Genomic DNA, 22,019 nt, shown 5'->3' on the forward strand with positions numbered 1-22,019 from the left:
TTATCGGCGTTCAGGGCTTGGGGGGCGTAGGAATAAGGCTCACGTGCGCGGCGACAATTTTCCACCCGCCAAGAGGACCGAGGCGCGCCCAGGTCTGCATCTGGCGTCCGACCAACGGTGTTTCGTCGCTGGTGAATTCCGTGCTGACGGTCGCGAAGTCGCGGCCGAATGTGGTGATGACAGTCCGATGCAACATCCGCGAAGCGGGCACCGGCGCGCAGGTTTCGCGCCATTGGCGAATCGCCTCGCCGCCATGCTGGATTTCGGCAATGCCATAACGCACTGTCTCCGGCTCGTCCCAGAACAGTGCGTTCATCGTTTCGATATCGTTCGCCACGAGCGCGCGTTCATACTCAACGAACACCGCACACACCTCGGCAATAACTTCCGGCAGGTTGATGTCCATCGTCGGCAAATCCTCATGCTGCGGTAAAGGATGACAGCGGCGCGGTCCATCCAACAATACCGCCCTGGGACCGTACCATTTCCAGCGTCGCAAGCTTGAACGCCGGAAAATAGCTGGCGGTGGCGTCCTCGACCAACAGGCAATCGTATCCGCGGTCATTCGCTTCACGCATCGACGTCTGCACGCATACCTCAGTTGTGACGCCGGCAAAGATCAGATGTGTGATATGCCTCGCCTCCAGCTCCTGAGCCAATAATGTCGCATAAAACGCGCCCTTGCCGGGTTTATCGATGACAAGCTCGCCTTCGGCCGGCGCAAGGGCGTCGACGATCGCATTGCCCGGTTCGCCCCGGATCAGGATGCGGCCCATCGGCCCTTCGTCTCCAATGCGTGCATTGGGCGCGCCCCGAAGCCGCTTGGAGGGTGGGCAGTCCGACAGGTCCGCTGCATGCGACTCACGCGTATGAACGATGAACCACCCGCTCGCACGCGCCAAGGCCAACAACGAGGCGACGGTTGGCACGATCTCTGCAAGGAGGGAAACATCGTTCCCCAGCGATTCCCCGAAACCACCGGGTTCGACGAAGTCCCGCTGCATGTCAATGATGACGAGTGCGGTTGTCGATGGATCGAAGGTAAAGGGACCTGGCAGCGCCGGTATCGTGACCGTCATAGCGGGTCCCCGCAGCGGCTCAATCTCATTCTATAAGCTCCTTCAACGCTTCGGCAACCGAAGCCACATGCGCCGTCGAGTCACCGTGTCCCGCCATGTAGTGGCCAAGCGTCGCGCGTTCGGCGCTGGCGGCGGATGTCTCGTACACAAGCTCCCCTTCCGCGATCACGACAATCCGGTCGGCCAGTTCCAGCAATTCATCGAGGTCTTCACTCACGAGTAAAACTGCCGCGCCGGCATCGCGCGCCGCCATGATCCGTGCATGAATATCCGCAACCGATGCGAAGTCCAGACCGAACACCGGGTTCGCGACGATAAGCACATCGACCGGCTGACCCAGCTCGCGAGCGAGCACCGCGCGCTGGACATTACCGCCCGACAATGTGCCGATAGCACGCTCGGGCAACGGCGGGCGGACGTTGAAATCGTCGATGAGATGCGAAGCGCGCTCGCGCATCGCGCGCCGGTCGAGACGCCAGCCGCCACGACGCAAAGGCGTGCGGTCGAAGTCGCGAAGCGCCAGGTTCTGCGCGACGCTCATGCTCGCCACGCACGCGTTTTTAAGCGGCTCTTCAGGGATGGCGAACACACGCCGCTGCGTCATCTCATCGCGCGTGGCGTGGTAAGCGTCACCGGCTATCTCCATCTCACCGGTCTTCACGCGGCGTTGCCCGACCAGCGCCTCGACCATCTCTTTCTGGCCATTGCCCGACACCCCCGCGATGCCGAGTATTTCACCCGATCGAACCTCGAGCGACGCGCGTTTGACCGCCGCATGGCCGCGATCATCGTCGATAGATATATTCCTCATGGCAAGGCGTATTCGTGCTGCCGGGTCCACCGGTTTGCGCGCGACCCGCTCGGCATTGACCGCGTCCATGACGGCGGTGTCGCGCGTCTCAGTTGCCCCCATCATCAAACCGGCGAGCGCGTCGCGGCTCGTTGCCGATACCGCGCTTGTCCCCACCTGCCTGCCTTTTCGCAGCACGGTCACGTCGTCGGCATACGCCATCACTTCGCGGAACTTGTGCGTGATCATCAGAACGGTCAACTCGCCGCGTGTCGTCAGATCGCGCATCAAACCCAGTACCTCGTCCGCCTCCTGCGGTGTCAACACGGAAGTCGGTTCATCGAGAATCAGGAAACGCTGCCTGAGATACAACTGCTTGAGAATTTCCAGCTTCTGTTTTTCCCCTGCAGCAAGACCTGAGACGGGTGCATCGAGCGGCAGGCGAAACGGCATGCGCTGCATGAACGCGTCGAGCGCTTCGCGTTCCGCGGACCAGTTTATTTTCCAGGGCAAGCTACCGCGTGCCAGCAGCAGGTTCTCCTCCACCGACAATCCCGACGCCAGCGTGAAATGCTGATACACCATGCCGATACCCAGCGCTTGCGCATCGCGCGGCGAGGCAATGCTGACCTCTCGACCATCGGCTGAGATCTGGCCTTCGTCGAGCAGGCCGTAACCTACCAATCCCTTCACGAGGGTACTTTTGCCCGCGCCGTTCTCTCCGAGCAACGCGTGAACCGTGCCCGGCCGGACCTTGATAGACACGTTATCCAGCGCGCGAAACGCACCGAACGACTTGCCGGCGTTGTGCACTTCCACCTCTAACGCATGCGAAGGAGTCGACATGATCAGCCGCCGAGGGTGGTCAGGAGTGCGTTCGAATCGGATATCGCGCCGAACACGCCGCCTTGCATCGTGATCATGTGCAGCGCCGCCTGATGGTTCGCGGGATCGGTCGCACCGCAGCAGTCCGCGAGGACGGTGCATTCGAACCCGCGATCGTTCGCTTCGCGCATGGTGGTGTGGACGCAGACATCCGTGGTGATCCCGGTCAGCACCAGGTTCACGATACCCTGCGTGCGCAGGATCAGTTCGAGATCGGTCGCGCAGAACGAGCCCTTGCCGGGTTTATCGATCACGATCTCACCGGGCAACGGCGCCAGTTCGCTGATGATTTCCCAGCCGGGCTCGCCGCGCACGAGGATGCGGCCGCACGGGCCGTCGTCGCCAATGCCCACGCCTTCGGTACCCGCGCGACGGCTGCGCCAGCGCTTGTTCGCCGGCAGGTCCGACAAATCCGGCCGATGCCCTTCGCGCGTATGAATGATCGTGAAGCCCTGTTCGCGCATCATGGCCATCACGCGCTTGATCGGCTCGATCGGCGCGCGGGTCAATGACAGGTCATATCCCATCTTGTCGACGTAACCACCATGGCCGCAGAAATCCGTCTGCATGTCGATCACGACAAGCGCTGTGTTATCCGGGCGCAGGTTGCCATCGAAGGGCCAGGGGTAAGGAGTAGCATCGATGAATCGGTTCATGGTCGTGGCCGCCTTGAGAATGCGTGAAGTTCAACGTGTCAGGCTTAGCTCGCCCGGCGCGCCGGCAAGCGTGCGATCCGGACGGCAATTGATGATCATGATGGCGAGCGTAAGGACGTAAGGCGCGGCGTTATACAGGTAGTAGCCGCTCGTCACGCCGATCGACTGCAACGCTGGCCCGAGCGCACCGGCTGCACCGAAAAGCAGCGCGGCCCACAAGCATCGCAACGGCTGCCAGCGCGCAAAAATAACCAGCGCGACGGCCATCAACCCTTGTCCGCTGGATAGCCCTTCGTTCCAGCTACCCGGATAAACCAGCGACAGATACGCCCCGCCGATACCGGCAAAGAAGCCGCCCACCGCGGTCGCAATGATGCGAATGCGCGTGAGCGGATAACCCATCGCGCGGGCGGTCTCGGCGTGGTCTCCTACCAGACGCAAGGTCATGCCCCAGCGCGTCGTGCGCAACCCCCACTGCAATACGAACGCCAGCACCACGCCGATGACGAATAGTGGGTTGATATGCAGCGCGTTATGCAGTTGCGGGGAACTGGTCCATGTGCCGAGATCGAACGATTGAAGACCTGGCGCCTGCGGTTCGATGAACGGCTTGCCCAGATAAAACGCCAGTCCCGTCCCGAGCAACATGAGCGCGATGCCGAACGCGATATCCGACACCCGGGGCAACGAACACACAAGCCCGTGCAGGCATCCGAGCAGCAAGCCGACCAGGCCGGCCGCGAGCACCCCGGCCCACGGTGAGCCGGTCAGCAACGATGCGGCATACCCGCTCATCGCGCCCGACACGAGAATGCCCTCGAGCCCGAGGTTCACGCGTCCGCCCTTTTCGGTCAGGCATTCGCCCAGACTCACGAACAGATAAGGCGTGCTGACGCGGATGGCGCCGGCAAGGAGGGACAGCAGCAGGATCACGAAGGGCGAATGTGCGTCAGGCATGGGTCTGCTCCATCGGCAAGTTGAAGTCGGCGAGTGCGGCGGCCTGGAGTTGCACACGCCACGCGGCGATCCTCCCGCCCAGCGCTTCCCATGCCAGCAGGTTTGCAAACAGCAGGCCTTGCAGCACGAGCGTGGTGGCATCGGGAAGATCGAGCCGGCGTTGCAGCAGGCTGCCGCTTGCTTCGATCCCGCCAATCATCAGCGCACACACGATGATCGCAAGCGGATTTTGGCGCGCGGCGAAGGCAACCAGAATGCCCGCGTAGCCGTAACCGGCGAGCAGCGACGCGTTCGCGCTGCCCTGCACCGCTGTCACTTCGAACATGCCGGCAAGACCCGCCGCCGCGCCGCCGAGCGCGCAGGCGGCCAGCGCAAGCAGGTTCACCGGCAAGCCGACGAGTCGCGCCGCGCGATTGCTGCCGCCGACCACGCGCATTGCAAAGCCCTTGGTGCTGTACTTGACGAAGACCCACGCGCCAATGCACGCAAGGACGCCCCAGAAGAGGCCCCAGTGGACTTCGAGGCCCGGGAGGGACCCAATCATCATCGATGGGGGAACCGGGAGCGTAGAGGGCTTGTTGAGACTTGCCGGGTCGCGCAACGGTCCTTCGACCAGATGCTTGAACAGCGCAATGGCGATATAAGCCATCAACAGGCTGCTGATGGTTTCATTCACACCGCGCCATTGCCGCAGCGCGCCCACCGCCCCGATCCATGCCGCGCCCGCCAGCATGCCCGCGAGCGCCATCAACGGCGTGGCAACCAGCCATGACGTGCTGGCCGGAAGCATCTGCGGGACGATGGCCGCGCACATGCCGCCGAGCGCCAGCGCGCCCTCGCCGCCAATCACGACCAACCCGACCTGCGCCGGCAGCGCGACGCACAGCGCAGTCAGCATGAGCGGTGAAGCGCGCAGCAAGGTGCTTTGCCAGGCGAACGACGAGCCGAATGCACCCTTGAAAATCAGGCCGACGGCATCCAGTACCGGCTGACCCTGCACCAGCAGAAATAAAGAAAACAGCACCAGGGTTCCGACGAGCGCAAGCACCGTCGGGATTGCTGGCAACAACGCGAGCAAAGCGCGGGCAGTCTGGGCATTGGGGCGCATCACGGCTCCTTCAGGAGTTCAGCATGAGTAATCTTCAGATCTGGCCGGTTACACCCGCCACGAGATAATTCATGCTCTCCAGCGTGTAGTCGGTCTGCACATGACTCGTTCCAGAGGCAATCGCGACCGCGCCCTTGTTGTCCTTCACCGGCCCCTTGAAGATCACGAAGTCGCCCGCCAGCATGCTGCCCTTGATCGCGTCCGCGGCCTTCTTCGCGTCGGGCGTGACCTTGGCGCCGTACGGCGACATCTTGACGAACCCTTCCTTGAGTCCGCCGCGCAGCACATTGGGCTGAGGCTTGCCGGCCTGTGCATCGGCGACGAGCGCCTTGTACGGCGTCGCCCAGTCCCACTCGGCGCCGGTCAGATACCCCTTCGGCGCAAGAGCGGCCTGGCTCGCGTGATAGCCGCAACTCATCACGCCGCGCTTCTCCGCCGTTTCCACGACGACCTTCGGACCATCGACGTGACAGGTAATGACATCGCACCCCTGGTCGACGAGACTGTTGGTCGCTTCCGCTTCCTTCACCGGCATGGACCAGTCGCCGGTGAAAATCACCTGCGTGGTGATAGCCGGATCAACGGACTGCGCACCGAGCGTGAACGAGTTGATATTGCGCAGCACTTGCGGAATCGGCTTGGCCGCAACAAAGCCGAGCTTCTTGCTCTTGCTCATGTGGCCGGCGACCACGCCGTTCAGGTACTGGCATTCATCGATATAGCCAAAATAACTCGCGATGTTTGGCGGGTTGCCCTGCTTCCATAAACCGCCGCAATGCGCGAACCTGACGTTCGGATACTTGGCGGCCATCCTGAGCACGTGCGGATCGAAGTAACCGAACGAGGTCGCGAAAATCAGCGTTGCGCCGTCCTGTTCGATCATCGCTTCCATGGTCTTCTGGACCGCGATGGTCTCCGGCACGTTCTCTTCTTCCACGACCTTCACGTTAGGCAGCTTCTTGATGATCGCGGCCGCCGATGCCTGCGCCTGGTTGTAGCCATAGTCGCCACGCGCGCCGACATAGATCACGCCGACCGTTGTGTTTCCCGCGGCAAATACCGACTTGAACGGGACCATGCTCGCGAGCGCCAACAGGCTCGCGTCTTTGATGAAAGTGCGGCGGCTAGTCATGTCGTTCGATTCCTGGTGAGCGGTTAATTGAGCGCGTATTGAGCGGTTAATGAGCTGTTTTCTGAAGACTGTCGAGGTAGGCACGCCAGCCCCCGAAAGCGGTAATGTCGTGCGCGCCGCTATCCGCCGATACCGCCGACGGCTCGCAGATGAAACCCTTGACCAGGCGGCCGTCGTCCAACTCAACGGTGCCGATGCCCATGGGTGCCGGAACGTCCATCACGAACTTGCCGAACGTACGCAATGGCAACTCCCACACTTCCACGGCAATGGCCGCACCTTCGGCGCCGGCGGTGCGCACGAGCCCGGGTTTGGGCGGCGAAGTATTGGCAAGCGCAAAAAGCTGATAAGCCGCCGCGGTATGGGTTGCTTGCTTGAAGCGAGCGCCCGCTTCCAGCAATTGCCGGTTGAGCGGCTGCCCTCTCAAATGCGCGCCCACCACGGCCAGCGCAACGGCCGGCTCCTGGAATGGCAACGGCTGGAGATCCGGCGACAGATCGGATTGTTCGTCGAAAAGCGCCTGGATTCGTGCGCCCATCACCGCCAGCCGATGGTCCGCGCCGCTCGGCGCGATCAGGGTCACGCCCGCCGGCAAACCGTCGCTGCGACGCACGCCCGGCACGGCCAGCGCGCACAGATCCAGCAGGTTGACGAAGTTGGTGTAATAGCCCAGTTCGCTATTGCGTTCGATGGGGTTTGCCTGCACGTCGGCGATCAGAGGATGAGTCGGCGTGGTCGGGACAATCAGGATATCGAACTGATCAAAAAATCCATCGACTTCGCGTTTGAGTTCCGCGAGCGTGTATTGGCCGTTGAAAGCATCGACTGCGGTGAATCGGTCGGCCTTGCCGATCACCGCCGCCACCGTTGCGTCGATATCCGCGAAGTGTGTCTCGAAGAATGCGCCCAGCGCAGCGCGGCGCTCGGCGACCCACGGGCCGTCGTAGAGCAAAGCCGATACACGTTTGAACGGGGTGAAATCAACCTTGCCCGGCGTCACGCCCAGCCGGGTCGAGAGCGTATCGAGGGTCGCGAGGAACGCGTGTTGAGCGGTGGTATCGCCGAAGAACTCAAGCTCGGCGGGCACACCTATACGTGGGGACGAAGCACTTGCACCCAGGGGCGGCAGCTTGCGCGAGTACGCATCGAGCGCGTCGAACGCGGCCATCTGCGTGAGCACATGCCAGGCGTCGGCCACATCGTGCGCGAAGATCGACAGCGTATCGAGGCTGCGGCAAGCGGGCATCACGCCACTTTTGCTCACCAGACCCAGCGATGGCTTTAGCCCGACCAGTCCATTGAATCCTGCGGGCACGCGGCCGGACCCGGCCGTATCCGTACCCAGCGAAAAAGCAACGCACTCGGAAGCTACGGCCACCGCCGACCCCGAACTCGAACCGCCCGACACATACGCGGGAAACTCAACCTGACGCACCGCGCCAAACGGCGAGCGTGTGCCGACAAGACCCGTAGCAAACTGATCCAGATTGGTCTTGCCGATGAGAATCGCGCCGGCATCGAGCAGCCGCTGAACGGCGAATGCCGACACATCGGGCGTGTAGCTGAAGGGTTCGCACGCGGCGGTAGTCGGCAAACCCGCTACGTCGACGTTGTCCTTGACCGCAAACGGCACGCCGAAAAGCGGCAACCGTCCGAACACCGCGTCGCCTTCTTCGGCAAGCGCGTCTTCAAGCGCACGTGCCTGAGCGCGCGCGGCGTCCTCCGGCAGCAGGGCGATCCACACTTCCGGGCGGTCCACGGTGCTGATCCGCTTGAACACCGCATCGACCACGGCTAGCGGCGAACAACGCCGTGCCACATACGCGGCTAAAAGAGCCGTGACGCGTGGACGCTCGAAAAGGTCGGTTAGCTTTGACATGAATTCCGTCTTGCATACAAGATGGAATTCATCTATGCAGAAGCTATGCCAGGCTTATTTTCACCGCCCCCTAAGCCTTATTGCACAAGGCTTACCGCCGATCACGCAGGCCCAGAAGGTGGCTTCGACTAGCACCCGCCACTCTGGTTCCTGGTGCGTGATGCACCGTCGAGCAACGTGCGCGCACAAAAGCGGCGCTCCTCCGCACTCCAGACAACGGCCAACCCAAAGACCCGGTTTCAGGACACTTGGTTCGCTCGCGAGGACGCGGTAACGCTTCTTCCCGTCAGGAATCTACCCAGCAAGATCGACGGGCGTTCGATCACCAAATGAGTGACGGCAGCAACGGGAATAACCAGCGCCGCGGCCGTTGTGATCGCCCCCCATCCCGACCCCGAAGCAGGCATCAGATGAATGACTGCAAGCAGGACAATGGTGTGGGTCAGGTACAAGCTGTAGGAGATCGTGCCGAGGAATACGACCGGGCGCATGGCCAGCACCAGCGTGAAACGCTTCGACGCAATTGCCGTGCAGACCAGGCCCGCGGCGCCCACCACGACACACCAGTCGAACATGTACTGACCGATAGCACCCGACGTAATCGACAACACCAGGCGCGACAGGAAATAGAGCGCGAGCGAAGCGGCAAGGACGAGCTTCGTCCGATTACCCTCCGCGAGCCATCGTTGCCAGCTCGCGCGATGGCGCGCCAACGTCGCACCAACGATGAACATGCCGAGGTAATGCGCGGTCATCGCCCAGTCACCGCTAAAGCTTGGGCTGCTGTTCTCGTCCCCATTTCGCCCCATGGCGAACAGGAAGGAAACCAGGGAAATACAAAACGCCGCGGCCAGGCAGGAGCGAGCTGAGAAGCGGCTGACGCCATACACGACCAGCGGCATGGTCAACGAAATACGCATCTCGTAGATCAAGGACCAGATAACCGGAAGCACGCGATTGGCCTTGTATTGTCCGATAAATAACAAATGGTCGAGTATCTCTCTGCCGGAAAATGATCCCGTCCAGATATCGTTGAACCATGAGCCGGCCCATGCAATCGGTTCTACATTGATCAGACTGATGGCCGAAAAAGCCGCAAACACCACGCAGAGATAAGGTAGATAGATCCGGCAGATCCGCTTGACCACATAGTCCCGATACGTCACCCGGCGGTCCGACGTGAGTTGAAGGGTCAGCACGAAGCCGCTGATTACGAAGAACAAGATGACCGCTTCATGACCGAGCGCCAGCACGCGCAAAGGTGACTTGGTTACCCACCAAAGCGGGCCGACCAGGACGAAGTGGTTAATGACGACCATCAGGGCAGCTATGCCGCGCAGTGCATCCAGCTGTGGGTAATGGCGGCCGTTGAAGGAACTCGTTTCATTCATCCGATAAATGCCTCGCAGTCCGAATTAGTGGCGAATGACGTGGGGTTCAGCTGCCACGTTCTACCGAATTAATTAACCGGTAAAGGAAACTTTAAAGGCTGATTCAATAGACAATTAACTCTGTATAACTTTCTAATACTTTTTTACCTTATTGCCGATCGACACTTTTCGGACAGCGTAATTTTTGCCTGCGCGCTGCAGGTGTTGGCAAGGTTGATGCTACCAGGCGCTGACGCATGGGGCTTGAGCAAGAGACATCGCTCAATGGCGAACCCATGCCCGGTCGTGCGAGCCAGTCCTCAGGCAGCTGCCCTTGGCTCGCCAACGGGTTCGATCGTATTAAAGGATGAACCGGCAGCATCTGCCGCCCCCTGGTTCTTTCGCCAGCCCGCCGGCGGCGTTCCGAATTCCCGCTTGAACGCCCTATTGAACGCCGCTTCCGATTCGTAGCCGACCTGCTCCGCCACCGCGGCCAGCGACTTGCTGCCGGTCAAGAGCTCTTGCGCCGCGACCTGCAGGCGCCAACGCGCCAGGTACTGCATGGGCGGTTGTCCCAGCAGGTCCGTGAATCGTTGCGCCAACGCGGAACGCGACAAGCCCACTTTTCGCGCGAGTTCATCGACGGTCCATGCGTGCGCGGGTTGCGCATGGAGCATTGATAACGCACGACCGACGAACCGGTCGCGCACGCCCGCCAGCCACCCTTTGCGGTCCGCGGGCAGGGTATCGATACAACGGCGGACCGCTTCGACGAACAACAGCTCGGACAGTCTGGCGAGCACAATGGCGCTGCCGGCCCGCCACTCGCTCGCTTCAACTGCAGCGAATTGCAGTGACGACGTAAGCCATGCCGAGTGCGGATCGTTGCGCAAGTCGACCTTGAAGATCGGCGGCAGCGAGGAAAGCAGCGGGTTGCTCAAGGTGTTGTCGCAGGCCAGGAAACCGCAGATAAGACGTGTGCCGGTTCCACCGCCTCCATAAGACAATTTCATCACCTGGCCCGGTGCGCTCTGCAACTGACTGGCGAGCAAGGGCGCCGCCGACTCGGGAGAAAGCGCCAGGTCGCTGCCAATGATGTGCGCTTCGCCTTGCGGCACCACCAGCAGTTCACCGGCATTGAGGTGAATCGCGGAGCCTTGATTGCCGGCGAGTTGCGCGCAACAGTGCCCTTCGATGATCAGATGATAAGACACCACGCGTTCCGATAGCGGCAGGAAAGCCCCATAGAGGGCCGCATTTCCCTGACCTATCACGCACCACGGCTCAGTGAACTCTCCATTGAGATACACCGCTCCGCTCAGGCGCACCGCGCGAAGCACGTCTGAAACGGCGTCCATGATTATTGTCCATTGAATAGCGCCTGTTGAATCCGGCGTCCTGCACAAGAAATCTGGACGCCTGATCATTCATCAGGTTAAGCGATTCGTAAATACTAGCACCCACGTACCGCAGCTTCCAGTGCTGAACCGTAACGTTCAAGTAAGCGCATTGTGGTGCTATCGAGTGCACGGCGCGGCGCGCGTCAGTCCGTTGGGCGAGGCCGCATCGGCAGACCCATGCACGCCCGGGTAAAAACCATTGAGGGAGATGCATCATGAGCGACGAAAAGACTTACAAGGGAGCCTGCTTTTGCGGCGCGGTTCAGCTGACGGTCACCGGCGAGCCGGCCGGCATGGGTTATTGCCACTGCGAGTCGTGTAGAAGCTGGTCGGCAGGACCCGTCAACGCCTTCACGCTGTGGAAGCCCGAGGCGGTGCACGTCACGCAGGGTGCCGACAACATAGGCACTTACAACAAGACACCGCACAGCTATCGCAAATGGTGCAAGACATGCGGCGGCCACCTCTTCACCGAGCACCCTGGCATGGGACTCACCGACGTGTATGCAGCCACTATTCCAGACTTCCCCTATGGGGCCGGCGTTCACGTCAACTATCAGGAAACAAGGTTGCGGATGAAGGATGGCTTGCCGAAGATGAGAGACCTGCCGGAGGAAATGGGCGGCTCGGGCGTCGTGTTGGCGGAATAACACTCGTCAGTCACGACGTAATCACCGCATGCAGCACTGCGTGGCTGCATGCAGGCACCTTATATGATAAGGAGTACAGGTATGCCAGCAGACACATCCACCATCACCCCGGCTATTGACCTCGCCGCCGTCAAGACCCGCCAGCAAGCCGCCTGGTCCGCGGGCGACTATGCCGTCGTCGGGACCACGCTGCAGATCGTCGGCGAGAACCTGTGCGAGGCGCTCGATCTGCGCTCGGGCAGCCGCGTTCTCGATGTCGCCGCGGGTAACGGCAACGCCACGCTGGCGGCCGCGCGCCGCTGGTGCGACGTGACCTCCACCGACTACGTCGCGTCGCTGCTCGAGTCCGGGCGAGCACGCGCGAAGGCCGAGGGCCACACGATCCAGTTCCAGGAAGCCGATGCCGAGAACCTGCCGTTCCCCGATGCCTCATTCGACGTGGTGCTGTCCACCTTCGGAGTGATGTTCACCCCGAACCAGGACAACGCGGCGCACGAACTTGCGCGTGTCTGCAAACCGGGCGGCAGGATCGGCATGGCGAACTGGACGCCCGATAGTTTTATCGGCCAGGTGTTCAAGACGATCGGCAAATACATTCCGCCTGCGCCTGGCGTGAAATCGCCGGCATTGTGGGGCACGAAGGCAAGGCTCGACGAGTTGTTCGATCATGCCGCGCGGGAGATCCGCACAACCAGTCGCGAGTTTGTCTTCCGTTACCACTCGCCGGCGCACTGGCTTGACGTGTTCCGCACCTACTACGGTCCGATGAACAAGACCTTCGGTGCTCTCGACGCCGAGAAGCAGGCTGCCTTTACCCAGGACTTGCTGGCGCTCATGGAGAGCCGCAATCGTTCGGGCGACAGCACGCTGGTGCTGCCGAGCGAGTACCTCGAAATCGTGATCGAGCGAAAGTGAAGACGCAACACCGCTGAATCGCCGCTTAACCTCAATCGCGAATAGCAACAATTGCTTCGATCTCTACCGTGATGTTGCCGGGCAACGATCCTACGCCCACAGCAGAACGTGAGTGCCGTCCCGCGTCGCCGAACACATCGACGAAGAGATCGGAGCAGCCGTTGATCACGCGGGGATGATCGGCGAAATCCGGCGTTGCATTGACCATGCCGAGCAGCTTCACGACGCGCTTTACCCGGCTCAGGTCGCCCAGTTCCACATGCAGGACCGACAGCAGGTTAAGACCGACCAGTAGCGCGTGTGCATATGCTTCATCGGCGGTGACGTCGGCGCCGACCTTGCCCGTCATCAGATGCCCGGTTTCATCGAGCGGCCCTTGCCCGGACAAGAACAGCAAGTTGCCTTCGCGTGTGCAGTGAGTGAAATTGCCTATGGGTGCGGGCACGTCCTGAAGTTTTAAGCCGCGGGCCTGCAGTCGTTCATAGCAGTTCATCTCAGTCGAAAATCCCATGTTGCGTTGGTTCTCTTTCAAGTGTTGAGGACAAAGTTCAAAGACCCGCTAACCGGCGTCGCATTTAACCGATCGGTTCAGGCGCGCGGCGCTGCCAACCGAGCCGCGCTTCAATGCGCGCGGCCACGACTTTCAGTTCGTCGCCGAAACGTTCAGTACTCTGAAGCGCCTTGGCTTCCGGCATCACGATCGAAATGGTGAACACGCAGTCTCCCGCCTGATCGAGCACTGGTGCGGCGAGACACGCCACGGACGCATCCGACTCTCCGATCTGGATCGACAGGTGTGCATCCAGCGCCTCGCGCGCCATTTTCGCGAGCACGTCAGGACGCGTCTCGGCGCGCGCAGTGGGCGACGGTTTCGCGTACCGTTCGAAATAGGCGATTCGCTCGGCGTCCGGCAGATGCCCCACCAGCAATCGTCCCGACGCGGTCCAGTTGAGCGGCACCCGGCTTCCCACGCGCGAAGTCACGCGGAAATGGCCTGGCCCCTCGGCCATTTGCAACACGACCATCATCCCTTCCTCGAGTCCGCACACCTGCACCGTCTCGCCAACCTGCGTCGACAAGCGGTTCATCTCTTCATGCGCGACGGCCAGATAATCGAGTGAACTCGCATACGTCAGACCGTAGCCGTAGAGCCGCGAGCCCAGCCAGATCGCGCCGTCGGGCGTGCGGGCCAGCAGGTTCTTCTCCACCAGGTCATTGATGATCGAATAGACCGTGGACAAAGGGGCACCAACGAGTCGCGCGATTTCATACGCGGTCGTCGGACGGTTGGTGTCCTGCAATGCGTCGAGGATCTGCACCGCCCGGTCGATCGCGCTGGTGCGCGTGCGCGTTGCGGGCGCAGCGCCGGCAAGATCTGGGGCGGGCTGCTCGACCGACTGCGGTTCCTGCATGGTTTGACGGGGCTTGGCGGCCATCACGCTCCTGGGACTGATTGTTTTTGTACAGTTTGACGCAAGCGCATCGTATGATAATCTAATACACAATTACAACATACGTTCCATAATAAAGGAATATCAGGAGCCGCACGATGGATATTTATTCCCGATTTGGTCTACGCCCGGTCATCAATGTCTCGGGCACGATGACGAGCCTGGGTGCGTCCATCGTGGCGACGCCGGTCATTGAAGCAATGGCGGCAATCCTGCCTCAGTTCGTCCAGATCGACGACTTGCAACGCAAAGCGTCGGCCGTGATCGCGCAGGCTTGCGGCAGCGAAAGCGGCTATGTCACGGCATCCTGTTCCGCGGCGATCACGCTCGGCATTGCGGCGACCATGACCGGTGACGACCTTGGGTTGATCGAGCGTTTGCCCGATACAAGCGGACTGCGCCACGAGGTCGTCGTGCAAACGGGCCATCTCGTCAATTATGGCGCACCTGTCGACCAGGCGATCCGGCTTGCCGGCGCTCGCGTCGTGCCCGTGGGAGCGGCCACGGAGTCGCATGGCTACCAGCTGTCCGCGGCGATCAACGAGCGCACGACCGCTGCGCTCTATGTGGTCTCGCATCACACGGTCCAGTTCGGCTTGATCCATGTGGAAGAATTCATCGCTCTGGCGCATGCGAAAGGTGTACCGGTCATCGTGGATGCAGCGTCCGAATATGATCTCACGCGCTTCATTGCCGCTGGCGCCGATCTCGTGCTGTATTCGGCGCACAAGTTTCTCGGCGGTCCGACCGCCGGTATTGTCGCCGGCAAGAAAGCGCTGGTACGTGCCGCCTATTTCCAGAATGGCGGCATAGGCCGTGGCATGAAAGTAGGCAAGGAAGGCATTGCGGGCGCCATCGCCGCGCTCGAACAATGGCAGCAACGCGACCATGCGGCGGTCCGCGCCCGTGAACGCGGTTATCTCGAGTTGTGGCGTGAAGCGCTGAATACGCGCCCCGGTGTGCGTGCAGAGATCGATGCCGATCCAACCGGCAATCCGCTCGACCGCCTGAAGCTGTCCATCGATTCACGCGAGGCGCGTATCAGCGCCTGGGACCTGGCAGACGCGCTCGCCCATCCGCCGGCGGGAAGCGTACCCGTGATCGTGCGCGATCACGAGGCAGAACTGAATTTCTTCTTCATCGACCCGTGCAATCTGCATCCGGGCCAGGAGCACAGCGTGCTTGAACGCCTGCTCGATGAACTCGAGCGCGCGCAGCACGCGCCGCATCCGCTGGTCACCCCGTTTTTCCAGCGCGATGCGCGGCGTAGCGCCGGCCGGCGGAATTGGCCCGACTGAGTGGCCTGACTGGACCTGATTTTCTTGTATGACCGATACGCCGGATTTCTCCGGCGTCGCTTTGCCTTGCACGTTTAGTAATCCTGATTCCATCGAAGAGAACAAAAATTCATCGATGGACGCCCTTCTTTCGACCAGAGGAAACCAGATGCATAAGCAGATCCTTCGCACGGCCGTGGCCGTCGCCGTGACAGGAAGCGTGGCGCAAGCCGCTTTCGCCCAAAGCAGCGTGACGCTCTACGGCATTGTGGACGCCGGCTTCACGTACACCAACAATCAAAAGGGCAATAGCGCCTATCAGGCGACCCAGGGCAACGTGCAAGGGTCGCGCTGGGGCCTGCTTGGAAGCGAGGATCTGGGCGGCGGCAACAAGGTTCTCTTCAAGCTCGAGAACGGTTTCAGCCTGGAATCGGGCGCGTCGGGCCAGGGCGGACGGATGTTCGGCCGCAGCGCATGGGTGGGGCTGAGCAATGACCGCGCGGGTACGATCACGCTCGGCCGCCAGTACAACAGCGTGCAGGACTATCTCTCGAACCTGCAGATCAACGGCGTGGGCGCGATGAGCCAGTACGGCAACGCGATCTACGATAACGACGACATCAACAACACCTACCGCACCAACAACGCGGTCAAGTACACCACGCCGACGTTCTCGGGCTTCACCGCCAACGCAATGTATGCGTTCTCGAACACCGCCGGGGACTTCTCGAACAACCGCGCGTGGAGCGTGGGCGCCGATTACGCCGCGGGTCCGGTGCGCCTGGACGCGGCCTACTCGCTGGTCGATCACCCTGCGTCGAACACGGCCGGTGCAGCGCCCTCGGACAACTACTACAGCACCAGTGCGTCGATCATCAGCAACGTCGCGCGCAACCAGGTGTGGGGCGCAGGCGGCGCCTACACGTTCGGGCCGGCCATTGTCGCGCTGCTGTACACGAACTCGCATTTCGACCTCCTGACCGGCGGCAGCCTGCGTTTTGCGAACTACGAAGCGAGCGTGCGCTATCAGTTCACGCCTGCCACGCTGCTCTCGCTCGGCTACATCTACACGAGCCAGAACAGCAGTTCGGCCACCGCATCGAATGCTCACTACAACCAGTTGGCACTGGGCGGCGAGTACTTCCTGTCGAAGACGACCGACGTCTATCTGAACGGCATTTACCAGCGTTCATCCGGCTCCAAGGCATGGGTTGAAGGCGTCACGAATCCGTCCAGCAACAACGGTCAGTTCGTCACCGTCGTGGGCATTCGACACAAGTTCTAACCAGGTATGCCGGAGCGTTTTTAAAACCACGCGGCACGACGCTCCGGTTTCTCCGACCGCTAATTTGGAGCCTCCATGGCGACCGTCCAGGGAAGTTTGTTACTCGTCTACGCGTTGGTCGCGATCATCGCACTGGTCGTGCTGATCGCGCGATTCAAGCTCAATCCGTTCATCACGCTGATGGTGGTGTCCGTCGCGCTCGCGCTTGCCGTCGGCATGCCGATGACATCGATCCTCAAGTCATTCGAAACCGGCGTGGGCGGAACGCTCGGGCATATTGCGATTGTCGTCGGGCTCGGTACGATGCTCGGCAAGATGATGGCCGAATCCGGCGGGGCTGAACGTATTGCGCAAACGCTCATCGGATTGTTCGGCCCGAAGAATGTGCATTGGGCAATGATGTGCATCGCGTTCCTCGTCGGCCTGCCGGTATTTTTCGAAGTCGGTTTCGTGCTGCTGATTCCGATTGCGTTCAACGTGGCGCAGCGTACCGGCACGTCGATGATCCGCGTCGGCATTCCGATGGTCGCGGGCCTCTCGGTCGTGCACGGCCTGATTCCGCCGCACCCGGCCGCGTTGCTGGCAGTGACCGCTTATAACGCGGACATTGGCCACACGATTTTCTACGCGTTGATCGTCGGTATTCCCACGGCGATTATCGCGGGACCGCTGTTCTCGAACCTGATCGCGAAGTTCGTCGTGCTCGAAGGCGTCAACCCGATGGCGCAGCAGTTCATCGAGCAGGATGCCGCTCGCGCGACGCAGAAACTGCCGAGCTTTGGCATCACGCTGCTGACGGTCTTGTTGCCCGTTCTGCTGATGCTCGTGGGCAGTTGGGCCGACCTGATCGTCCCGGCGAAGTCGACCGCCAACAATGTGCTGCGCCTGATCGGGCATCCGGACATGGCGCTGCTGCTTGCGGTGTTGCTGAGCTTCTACACGTTCGGCTCGGCGCGCGGCTTCAATCGCGAATCCATTCTCAAGTTCACGAACGAGTGCCTCGCGCCGACCGCCAGCATCACGCTGGTGGTGGGTGCAGGAGCGGGTTTCGGGCGCATCCTGATCGATAGCGGCGCGTCCAAGGCGATTGTCGACGTGGCCACCGGCGCACACGTGCCGCTGTTGATCCTTGCGTGGCTGGTCGCCGGCTTGATTCGCGTGGCGACGGGATCGGCAACGGTCGCCATGGCCACGGCTGCAGGGATCATTGCGCCTATCGCAGCGGCTGCCGCCTCCACAGCGACCGGCGTGCGTCCCGAACTGCTCGTGCTCGCGACGGGCGCCGGATCGCTGATCCTGTCGCATGTCAACGATGGTGGCTTCTGGCTGGTCAAGGAGTACTTCGGCATGACCGTGACGCAGACGTTCAAGACCTGGACCGTGTGCGAAACGATTATTTCGGTGACAGCGCTAGTGTTCACGCTGGGATTGTCGATGGTGATCTGAAGCGGCGCGGCATGCGGATAAAACGCGTGCCGCCTGCTTATCTGCAGACGAAAATGGTGGAGCGCCCCACCAGCCCGCACCTCCCTGGTGCTTCAAGTCATCAAAGGTTCATTGAACTAGTCCAGTGTCGCGCCGTTAAGCCAATCAGCTCAACGGGACTCCCATGCAATTCTCACCCCTCCATGTCACACACGGCGCGCCATCGACGGTCGACGCGTTGATTGCCGACCGTGCGTTGTGGGCGGTATTCCAGCCTATCGTGCACCTTGCCGATGGAGAGATTGCAGGGCATGAAGGCCTTATCCGCGGTCCGGCCGCCACCTCGCTTGAGACGCCGCGCGGCTTGTTTGCACAGGCGCAGCAGGAAGGGTCGGGACACCGGTTGGAGATAGCGGCGGCACAAGTATGTTGCGAGTCCTTTGCGCGCCTCCATGGCGCCGGCCTCCTGTTCATCAACGCAAGCGCCGCAGTGATAGAAGCGAGCTTTGACGCGGGCGACGGCATCGCCAATTTCCTCGGGGCCAGTGCGCTTGGCGCCGAGCGCGTCGTGGTCGAACTGACCGAGCAGAGCGTCATTACCGACCTTGATCGTTTCGACGCGACCGTTCGTGCATTGCGCGCAAGCGGAGCCGCGTTCGCGCTCGACGACTACGGCAGCGCGAACGCGAGCATGAATCTCTGGGTGCGGCTCGCGCCCGGCTACGTGAAAATCGACCGTTTTTTCATCGACAACATCGCCACCGATCCGCTCAAATTCGAGGCTGTGAAAGCGATGGCCGCGTTCGCAAGAGCCAGCGGCGCCGAGCTGATTGCAGAAGGCATCGAGCGCCCGGCCGATCTGGGAATCGTGCGCGACCTGGGCATTGCGTATGGACAAGGATTCTTGCTGGGGCGCCCGGCGGCACTGCCCAGCCGGGCATTGCCGGCGCCCGTCCGGCACTTGTTGCGTTCGCCGCAGATCACCGTCTACCCAACGCACACCCACACCCGCCGCGAAGCGGGCGCGAACGGATTCGAACTCGACCGGATGCTGATCGTCGCGCCCTCGTTGCCGATCGATGCGCGCAACGATCACGTGGTCGACCTGTTCAACGACGCGCCGGAATTGCACGCGGTAGCGATCATCGACAAAGGCCGGCCGGTCGCGCTCATCAATCGCCGCGCTTTCATGGACCAGTACGCGCTGCCTTACCATCGCGAGCTCTTCGGCAAGCGCCCATGCCTTCAGTTTGCCAATCCCGCGCCGCTGGTGGTCGAGCGGCATGCCACGCTGGAGCAGGTGGCCCACATGCTTGCCAATGACGACCTGCGTTATCTCTCCGACGGCCTCATCATCACCGACGCAGGCCGCTACATAGGGCTCGCAACCGGCGAGCGGCTGGTGCGCGCCGTGACGGAGATCCGGCTGGAGGCGGCACGTTATGCCAACCCGCTGACGTTCCTTCCCGGCAACGTGCCGATCAATTCGCATGTCGAGCGGCTGATCGACAACGGCGTTGACTTCGTTGCCTGTTACGTCGATCTCGACGACTTCAAGCCATTCAACGACTGCTACGGTTACTGGCAAGGCGACGAAGTACTCAAGGCGGCTGCTGGGGCGTTGCGCTCGGTCTGCGAACCAGCGTGCGATTTCCTCGGCCACATAGGCGGTGACGACTTCCTGATGCTGTTTCAAAGCGCGGACTGGAACAGCCGCAGCCTTCAGGCCATTGATCGCTTCAATGAAGACGTCAAACGGTTTTACTCACCCGAGGACCGGTTGGCCGGCGGCATCTACAGCGAAGACCGCAGCCGGCACCGGCAGTTCTTCGGCTTCGTCACCATGTCGATTGGCGCGGTCAGGGTCGCGGCCGGAACGGCGCGCATCTGCGAGGAAATAGGCGCGGTCGCGGCTGTCGCCAAGCGTCGCGTCAAGAAGGAAAAGACCGGCATTGTCGCCATCGATTTTGCGCATCACCGGTCTGTCTGATCGTTCTGCACGTGGCATCCGCCGCACGCTTACACTACAGTTACATGCACGCCGCTGCATTGCTTCCCGACCGGTCGGACGTTTTTCTCCTCTTGGTCTGACGATCCCAAACGGCAGCGCCCTCGCCAAGCGTCAACCATGCTTGTTTAAAGCGTAACTGGTATAACGACATACTTAGCGTCGCACACGGCCCGCTCCGCGGAGCGCAATTCTGACTGCAAACTCGCGAATTCCCACGCACCATGACCACTCAAACTCATTTCGCCGCACACGATCTTCCTGTCGACATGATCATCTTTGGCGGCGGCGGTGACCTGTCCGCACGCAAGCTCTTGCCGGCGCTTTATATGGCGCATCTGCACTGCAACCTGCCCCCGAAAACACGCATTATCGCGATCGGCCGCCGCGACTGGTCGCGCGAGCAGTACGTGCAGTTCGTCGAAGAGCAATCGAAACCCTTCGTCGATAAAAAGGCGCTCGACCCGCAGGCATGGGACACGTTCCTGGCGCTCTTCGACTACGTGCGCATCAACATCGATGAAGCAAGCGACTACCTGCGGCTTGCTGAAGTTGCGCGCAAAGACGTATGCCGCGTGTTTTATCTCGCGACCGCGCCGGACCTGTTCACGACCATCTGCGACAACCTGTCGGCCGCGGGTCTCGTCGACAGCATCGCGCGCGTCGTACTGGAAAAACCGCTCGGTCACGACCTTGCCTCGGCGCAAGCGATCAATGCTTCTGTCGGCCGTCATTTTGCCGAAGCGCAGATCTATCGCATCGATCATTACCTCGGCAAAGAGACAGTGCAGAACCTGATGGTGCTGCGCTTTGGCAACGCGATCTTCGGACCGTTGTGGCAGGCGCCGTACATCAAGAGCGTGCAGATCACCGTGGCGGAAACAGTGGGCGTGGGCAGCCGTGCAGGCTTCTACGACCAGACCGGCGCGCTGCGCGACATGGTGCAGAACCACCTGTTGCAACTGCTGTGCATCGTGGCCATGGAGCCGCCCGTGTCGCTCGATCCCGATGCCGTGCGCGACGAAAAGCTCAAGGTGCTGCGTTCGCTGCGCAAGATGACGGTCGCCGATATTGCCCGCGACACCGTGCGTGGCCAGTACAGTCCGGGCGCGATTGGCGGCGAGCCGGTCAAGGGTTACATGGAAGAAGACAACGTGCCGGCGGAGAGCCGCGCCGAGACCTTCGTCGCCATCCGTGCGCATATCAACAACTGGCGCTGGGCGAACGTGCCGTTCTTCCTGCGTACCGGCAAGCGCTTGCAGAAGAAGCAATCGGAGATCGTGATCGACTTCGCCGACCTGCCGTTCTCGATCATTCCCAGCGGACCGCGCAACTATGGCAACCGGCTGGTCATCCAGTTGCAGCCGGAAGAATCGATCCAGTTGCAGATGCTCGCGAAGGAGCCCGGCAGCGGCATGCATATGCTGCCGGTGAACCTGAACCTGGATCTGCAGCAAGCATTCAGCGAACGTCGCGCGGAAGCGTACGAGCGGCTGTTGATCGATGTGATGCGCGGTCGCCTGACGCATTTCATGCGTCGCGACGAACTCGAAGCGGCATGGGCGTGGGTCGAGCCGATCCTGGATGGCTGGAAGGAATTGAACGATCGTCCGCGCACTTACACGGCGGGCACGTTCGGACCGGCTGCTTCTTCAGCGCTGATGGCGCGGGAGAACATGGCGTGGGCCGAAGAGGCCTGAAGTCGTTGCTCACTCGCACAGGTTCATGGGTGCGAGTGACAGGGAGTCTGTT

Annotated in this window: 19 protein-coding genes; 7 read left to right on the plus strand and 12 right to left on the minus strand. The window is 61.5% G+C overall.

Annotation, left to right across the window (positions count from 1 at the left end; all coding sequences use genetic code 11):
• Positions 1-10: 10 nt before the first annotated feature.
• The 10 genes from hpxZ to ACSOSP_RS33495 all read right to left on the minus strand — a co-directional run bounded on the left by hpxZ (position 11) and on the right by ACSOSP_RS33495 (position 11,214).
• Positions 11-406: an oxalurate catabolism protein HpxZ gene (hpxZ, locus tag ACSOSP_RS33450; RefSeq protein ID WP_455314944.1), complete on the minus strand. Its 396-nt coding sequence runs from the start codon at positions 404-406 to the stop codon at positions 11-13.
• Between the two features lie 13 nt (positions 407-419).
• Complete coding sequence (locus ACSOSP_RS33455) at positions 420-1,079, minus strand: cysteine hydrolase family protein (RefSeq protein WP_455314945.1); 660 nt, start codon at positions 1,077-1,079, stop codon at positions 420-422.
• Between the two features lie 25 nt (positions 1,080-1,104).
• The gene (locus tag ACSOSP_RS33460) at positions 1,105-2,715 is read right to left on the minus strand and encodes an ABC transporter ATP-binding protein (protein ID WP_455314946.1); all 1,611 of its coding nucleotides are present in this window, start codon (positions 2,713-2,715) and stop codon (positions 1,105-1,107) included.
• A 2-nt stretch (positions 2,716-2,717) separates the two neighbouring features.
• Positions 2,718-3,410 (minus strand): biuret amidohydrolase, encoded by a 693-nt coding sequence (gene biuH, locus ACSOSP_RS33465; RefSeq protein WP_455314947.1) that lies wholly within the window; start codon positions 3,408-3,410, stop codon positions 2,718-2,720.
• Between the two features lie 30 nt (positions 3,411-3,440).
• On the minus strand, positions 3,441-4,367 hold the full coding sequence (locus tag ACSOSP_RS33470; RefSeq protein WP_455314948.1) for an ABC transporter permease: 927 nt from the start codon (positions 4,365-4,367) through the stop codon (positions 3,441-3,443).
• A complete protein-coding gene (locus tag ACSOSP_RS33475; RefSeq protein WP_455314949.1) occupies positions 4,360-5,475 on the minus strand; it encodes an ABC transporter permease in 1,116 nt (371 codons plus the stop codon). Before ACSOSP_RS33475 ends, ACSOSP_RS33470 begins: the two co-directional genes overlap by 8 nt.
• A 34-nt stretch (positions 5,476-5,509) precedes the next feature.
• Positions 5,510-6,607, minus strand: a complete 1,098-nt coding sequence (locus ACSOSP_RS33480; RefSeq protein ID WP_031357303.1) for a BMP family ABC transporter substrate-binding protein — start codon at positions 6,605-6,607, stop codon at positions 5,510-5,512.
• A 46-nt stretch (positions 6,608-6,653) separates the two neighbouring features.
• A complete protein-coding gene (gene atzF / locus ACSOSP_RS33485) occupies positions 6,654-8,486 on the minus strand; it encodes an allophanate hydrolase (RefSeq protein ID WP_455314950.1) in 1,833 nt (610 codons plus the stop codon).
• 239 nt (positions 8,487-8,725) lie between these two features.
• On the minus strand, positions 8,726-9,877 hold the full coding sequence (locus ACSOSP_RS33490) for an acyltransferase family protein (RefSeq protein WP_455314951.1): 1,152 nt from the start codon (positions 9,875-9,877) through the stop codon (positions 8,726-8,728).
• Between the two features lie 299 nt (positions 9,878-10,176).
• Positions 10,177-11,214: an AraC family transcriptional regulator gene (locus ACSOSP_RS33495; RefSeq protein ID WP_455314952.1), complete on the minus strand. Its 1,038-nt coding sequence runs from the start codon at positions 11,212-11,214 to the stop codon at positions 10,177-10,179.
• A 257-nt stretch (positions 11,215-11,471) separates the two neighbouring features.
• Between ACSOSP_RS33495 and ACSOSP_RS33500 the strand changes: the two genes are divergently transcribed.
• Complete coding sequence (locus ACSOSP_RS33500) at positions 11,472-11,906, plus strand: GFA family protein (RefSeq protein ID WP_455314953.1); 435 nt, start codon at positions 11,472-11,474, stop codon at positions 11,904-11,906.
• An 81-nt stretch (positions 11,907-11,987) separates the two neighbouring features.
• The gene (locus tag ACSOSP_RS33505) at positions 11,988-12,821 is read left to right on the plus strand and encodes a class I SAM-dependent methyltransferase (protein ID WP_455314954.1); all 834 of its coding nucleotides are present in this window, start codon (positions 11,988-11,990) and stop codon (positions 12,819-12,821) included.
• Between the two features lie 31 nt (positions 12,822-12,852).
• Here ACSOSP_RS33505 and ACSOSP_RS33510 read toward each other — a convergent pair whose 3' ends face one another.
• Positions 12,853-13,314 (minus strand): RidA family protein, encoded by a 462-nt coding sequence (locus ACSOSP_RS33510; RefSeq protein WP_455315407.1) that lies wholly within the window; start codon positions 13,312-13,314, stop codon positions 12,853-12,855.
• 82 nt (positions 13,315-13,396) lie between these two features.
• On the minus strand, positions 13,397-14,257 hold the full coding sequence (locus tag ACSOSP_RS33515) for an IclR family transcriptional regulator (protein WP_455314955.1): 861 nt from the start codon (positions 14,255-14,257) through the stop codon (positions 13,397-13,399).
• 113 nt (positions 14,258-14,370) lie between these two features.
• Here ACSOSP_RS33515 and ACSOSP_RS33520 point away from each other — a divergent pair, with 113 nt between their 5' ends.
• The 5 genes from ACSOSP_RS33520 (at position 14,371) to zwf (ending at position 21,967) form a co-directional block, all read left to right on the plus strand.
• Positions 14,371-15,570: an aminotransferase class V-fold PLP-dependent enzyme gene (locus ACSOSP_RS33520; protein ID WP_455314956.1), complete on the plus strand. Its 1,200-nt coding sequence runs from the start codon at positions 14,371-14,373 to the stop codon at positions 15,568-15,570.
• 148 nt (positions 15,571-15,718) lie between these two features.
• Positions 15,719-16,834 carry a porin gene (locus ACSOSP_RS33525; protein WP_455314957.1) on the plus strand — a complete coding sequence of 372 codons (1,116 nt, stop codon included), beginning with the start codon at positions 15,719-15,721 and terminating at the stop codon, positions 16,832-16,834.
• 75 nt (positions 16,835-16,909) lie between these two features.
• A complete protein-coding gene (locus tag ACSOSP_RS33530; protein ID WP_455314958.1) occupies positions 16,910-18,280 on the plus strand; it encodes a GntT/GntP/DsdX family permease in 1,371 nt (456 codons plus the stop codon).
• A 163-nt stretch (positions 18,281-18,443) separates the two neighbouring features.
• The gene (locus tag ACSOSP_RS33535) at positions 18,444-20,249 is read left to right on the plus strand and encodes an EAL domain-containing protein (RefSeq protein ID WP_455314959.1); all 1,806 of its coding nucleotides are present in this window, start codon (positions 18,444-18,446) and stop codon (positions 20,247-20,249) included.
• 242 nt (positions 20,250-20,491) lie between these two features.
• Positions 20,492-21,967 (plus strand): glucose-6-phosphate dehydrogenase, encoded by a 1,476-nt coding sequence (gene zwf / locus ACSOSP_RS33540; protein WP_455314960.1) that lies wholly within the window; start codon positions 20,492-20,494, stop codon positions 21,965-21,967.
• Positions 21,968-22,019 lie beyond the last annotated feature (52 nt).

The organism is Caballeronia sp. KNU42, from assembly GCF_053760385.1.

What these genes read in the sequence shown, in the direction of transcription:
- ACSOSP_RS33480 (WP_031357303.1), bottom strand. Translation starts at nt 6,607, where the DNA reads ATGACTAGCCGCCGCACTTTCATCAAAGACGCGAGCCTGTTGGCGCTC.
- ACSOSP_RS33470 (WP_455314948.1), bottom strand. Translation starts at nt 4,367, where the DNA reads ATGCCTGACGCACATTCGCCCTTCGTGATCCTGCTGCTGTCCCTCCTT.
- ACSOSP_RS33475 (WP_455314949.1), bottom strand. Translation starts at nt 5,475, where the DNA reads ATGCGCCCCAATGCCCAGACTGCCCGCGCTTTGCTCGCGTTGTTGCCA.
- ACSOSP_RS33495 (WP_455314952.1), bottom strand. Translation starts at nt 11,214, where the DNA reads ATGGACGCCGTTTCAGACGTGCTTCGCGCGGTGCGCCTGAGCGGAGCG.
- ACSOSP_RS33515 (WP_455314955.1), bottom strand. Translation starts at nt 14,257, where the DNA reads ATGGCCGCCAAGCCCCGTCAAACCATGCAGGAACCGCAGTCGGTCGAG.
- biuH (WP_455314947.1), bottom strand. Translation starts at nt 3,410, where the DNA reads ATGAACCGATTCATCGATGCTACTCCTTACCCCTGGCCCTTCGATGGC.
- ACSOSP_RS33530 (WP_455314958.1), top strand. Translation starts at nt 16,910, where the DNA reads ATGGCGACCGTCCAGGGAAGTTTGTTACTCGTCTACGCGTTGGTCGCG.
- ACSOSP_RS33490 (WP_455314951.1), bottom strand. Translation starts at nt 9,877, where the DNA reads ATGAATGAAACGAGTTCCTTCAACGGCCGCCATTACCCACAGCTGGAT.
- ACSOSP_RS33455 (WP_455314945.1), bottom strand. Translation starts at nt 1,079, where the DNA reads ATGACGGTCACGATACCGGCGCTGCCAGGTCCCTTTACCTTCGATCCA.
- ACSOSP_RS33520 (WP_455314956.1), top strand. Translation starts at nt 14,371, where the DNA reads ATGGATATTTATTCCCGATTTGGTCTACGCCCGGTCATCAATGTCTCG.
- atzF (WP_455314950.1), bottom strand. Translation starts at nt 8,486, where the DNA reads ATGTCAAAGCTAACCGACCTTTTCGAGCGTCCACGCGTCACGGCTCTT.
- ACSOSP_RS33505 (WP_455314954.1), top strand. Translation starts at nt 11,988, where the DNA reads ATGCCAGCAGACACATCCACCATCACCCCGGCTATTGACCTCGCCGCC.
- ACSOSP_RS33525 (WP_455314957.1), top strand. Translation starts at nt 15,719, where the DNA reads ATGCATAAGCAGATCCTTCGCACGGCCGTGGCCGTCGCCGTGACAGGA.
- ACSOSP_RS33460 (WP_455314946.1), bottom strand. Translation starts at nt 2,715, where the DNA reads ATGTCGACTCCTTCGCATGCGTTAGAGGTGGAAGTGCACAACGCCGGC.
- ACSOSP_RS33500 (WP_455314953.1), top strand. Translation starts at nt 11,472, where the DNA reads ATGAGCGACGAAAAGACTTACAAGGGAGCCTGCTTTTGCGGCGCGGTT.
- ACSOSP_RS33510 (WP_455315407.1), bottom strand. Translation starts at nt 13,314, where the DNA reads ATGAACTGCTATGAACGACTGCAGGCCCGCGGCTTAAAACTTCAGGAC.
- ACSOSP_RS33535 (WP_455314959.1), top strand. Translation starts at nt 18,444, where the DNA reads ATGCAATTCTCACCCCTCCATGTCACACACGGCGCGCCATCGACGGTC.
- zwf (WP_455314960.1), top strand. Translation starts at nt 20,492, where the DNA reads ATGACCACTCAAACTCATTTCGCCGCACACGATCTTCCTGTCGACATG.
- hpxZ (WP_455314944.1), bottom strand. Translation starts at nt 406, where the DNA reads ATGGACATCAACCTGCCGGAAGTTATTGCCGAGGTGTGTGCGGTGTTC.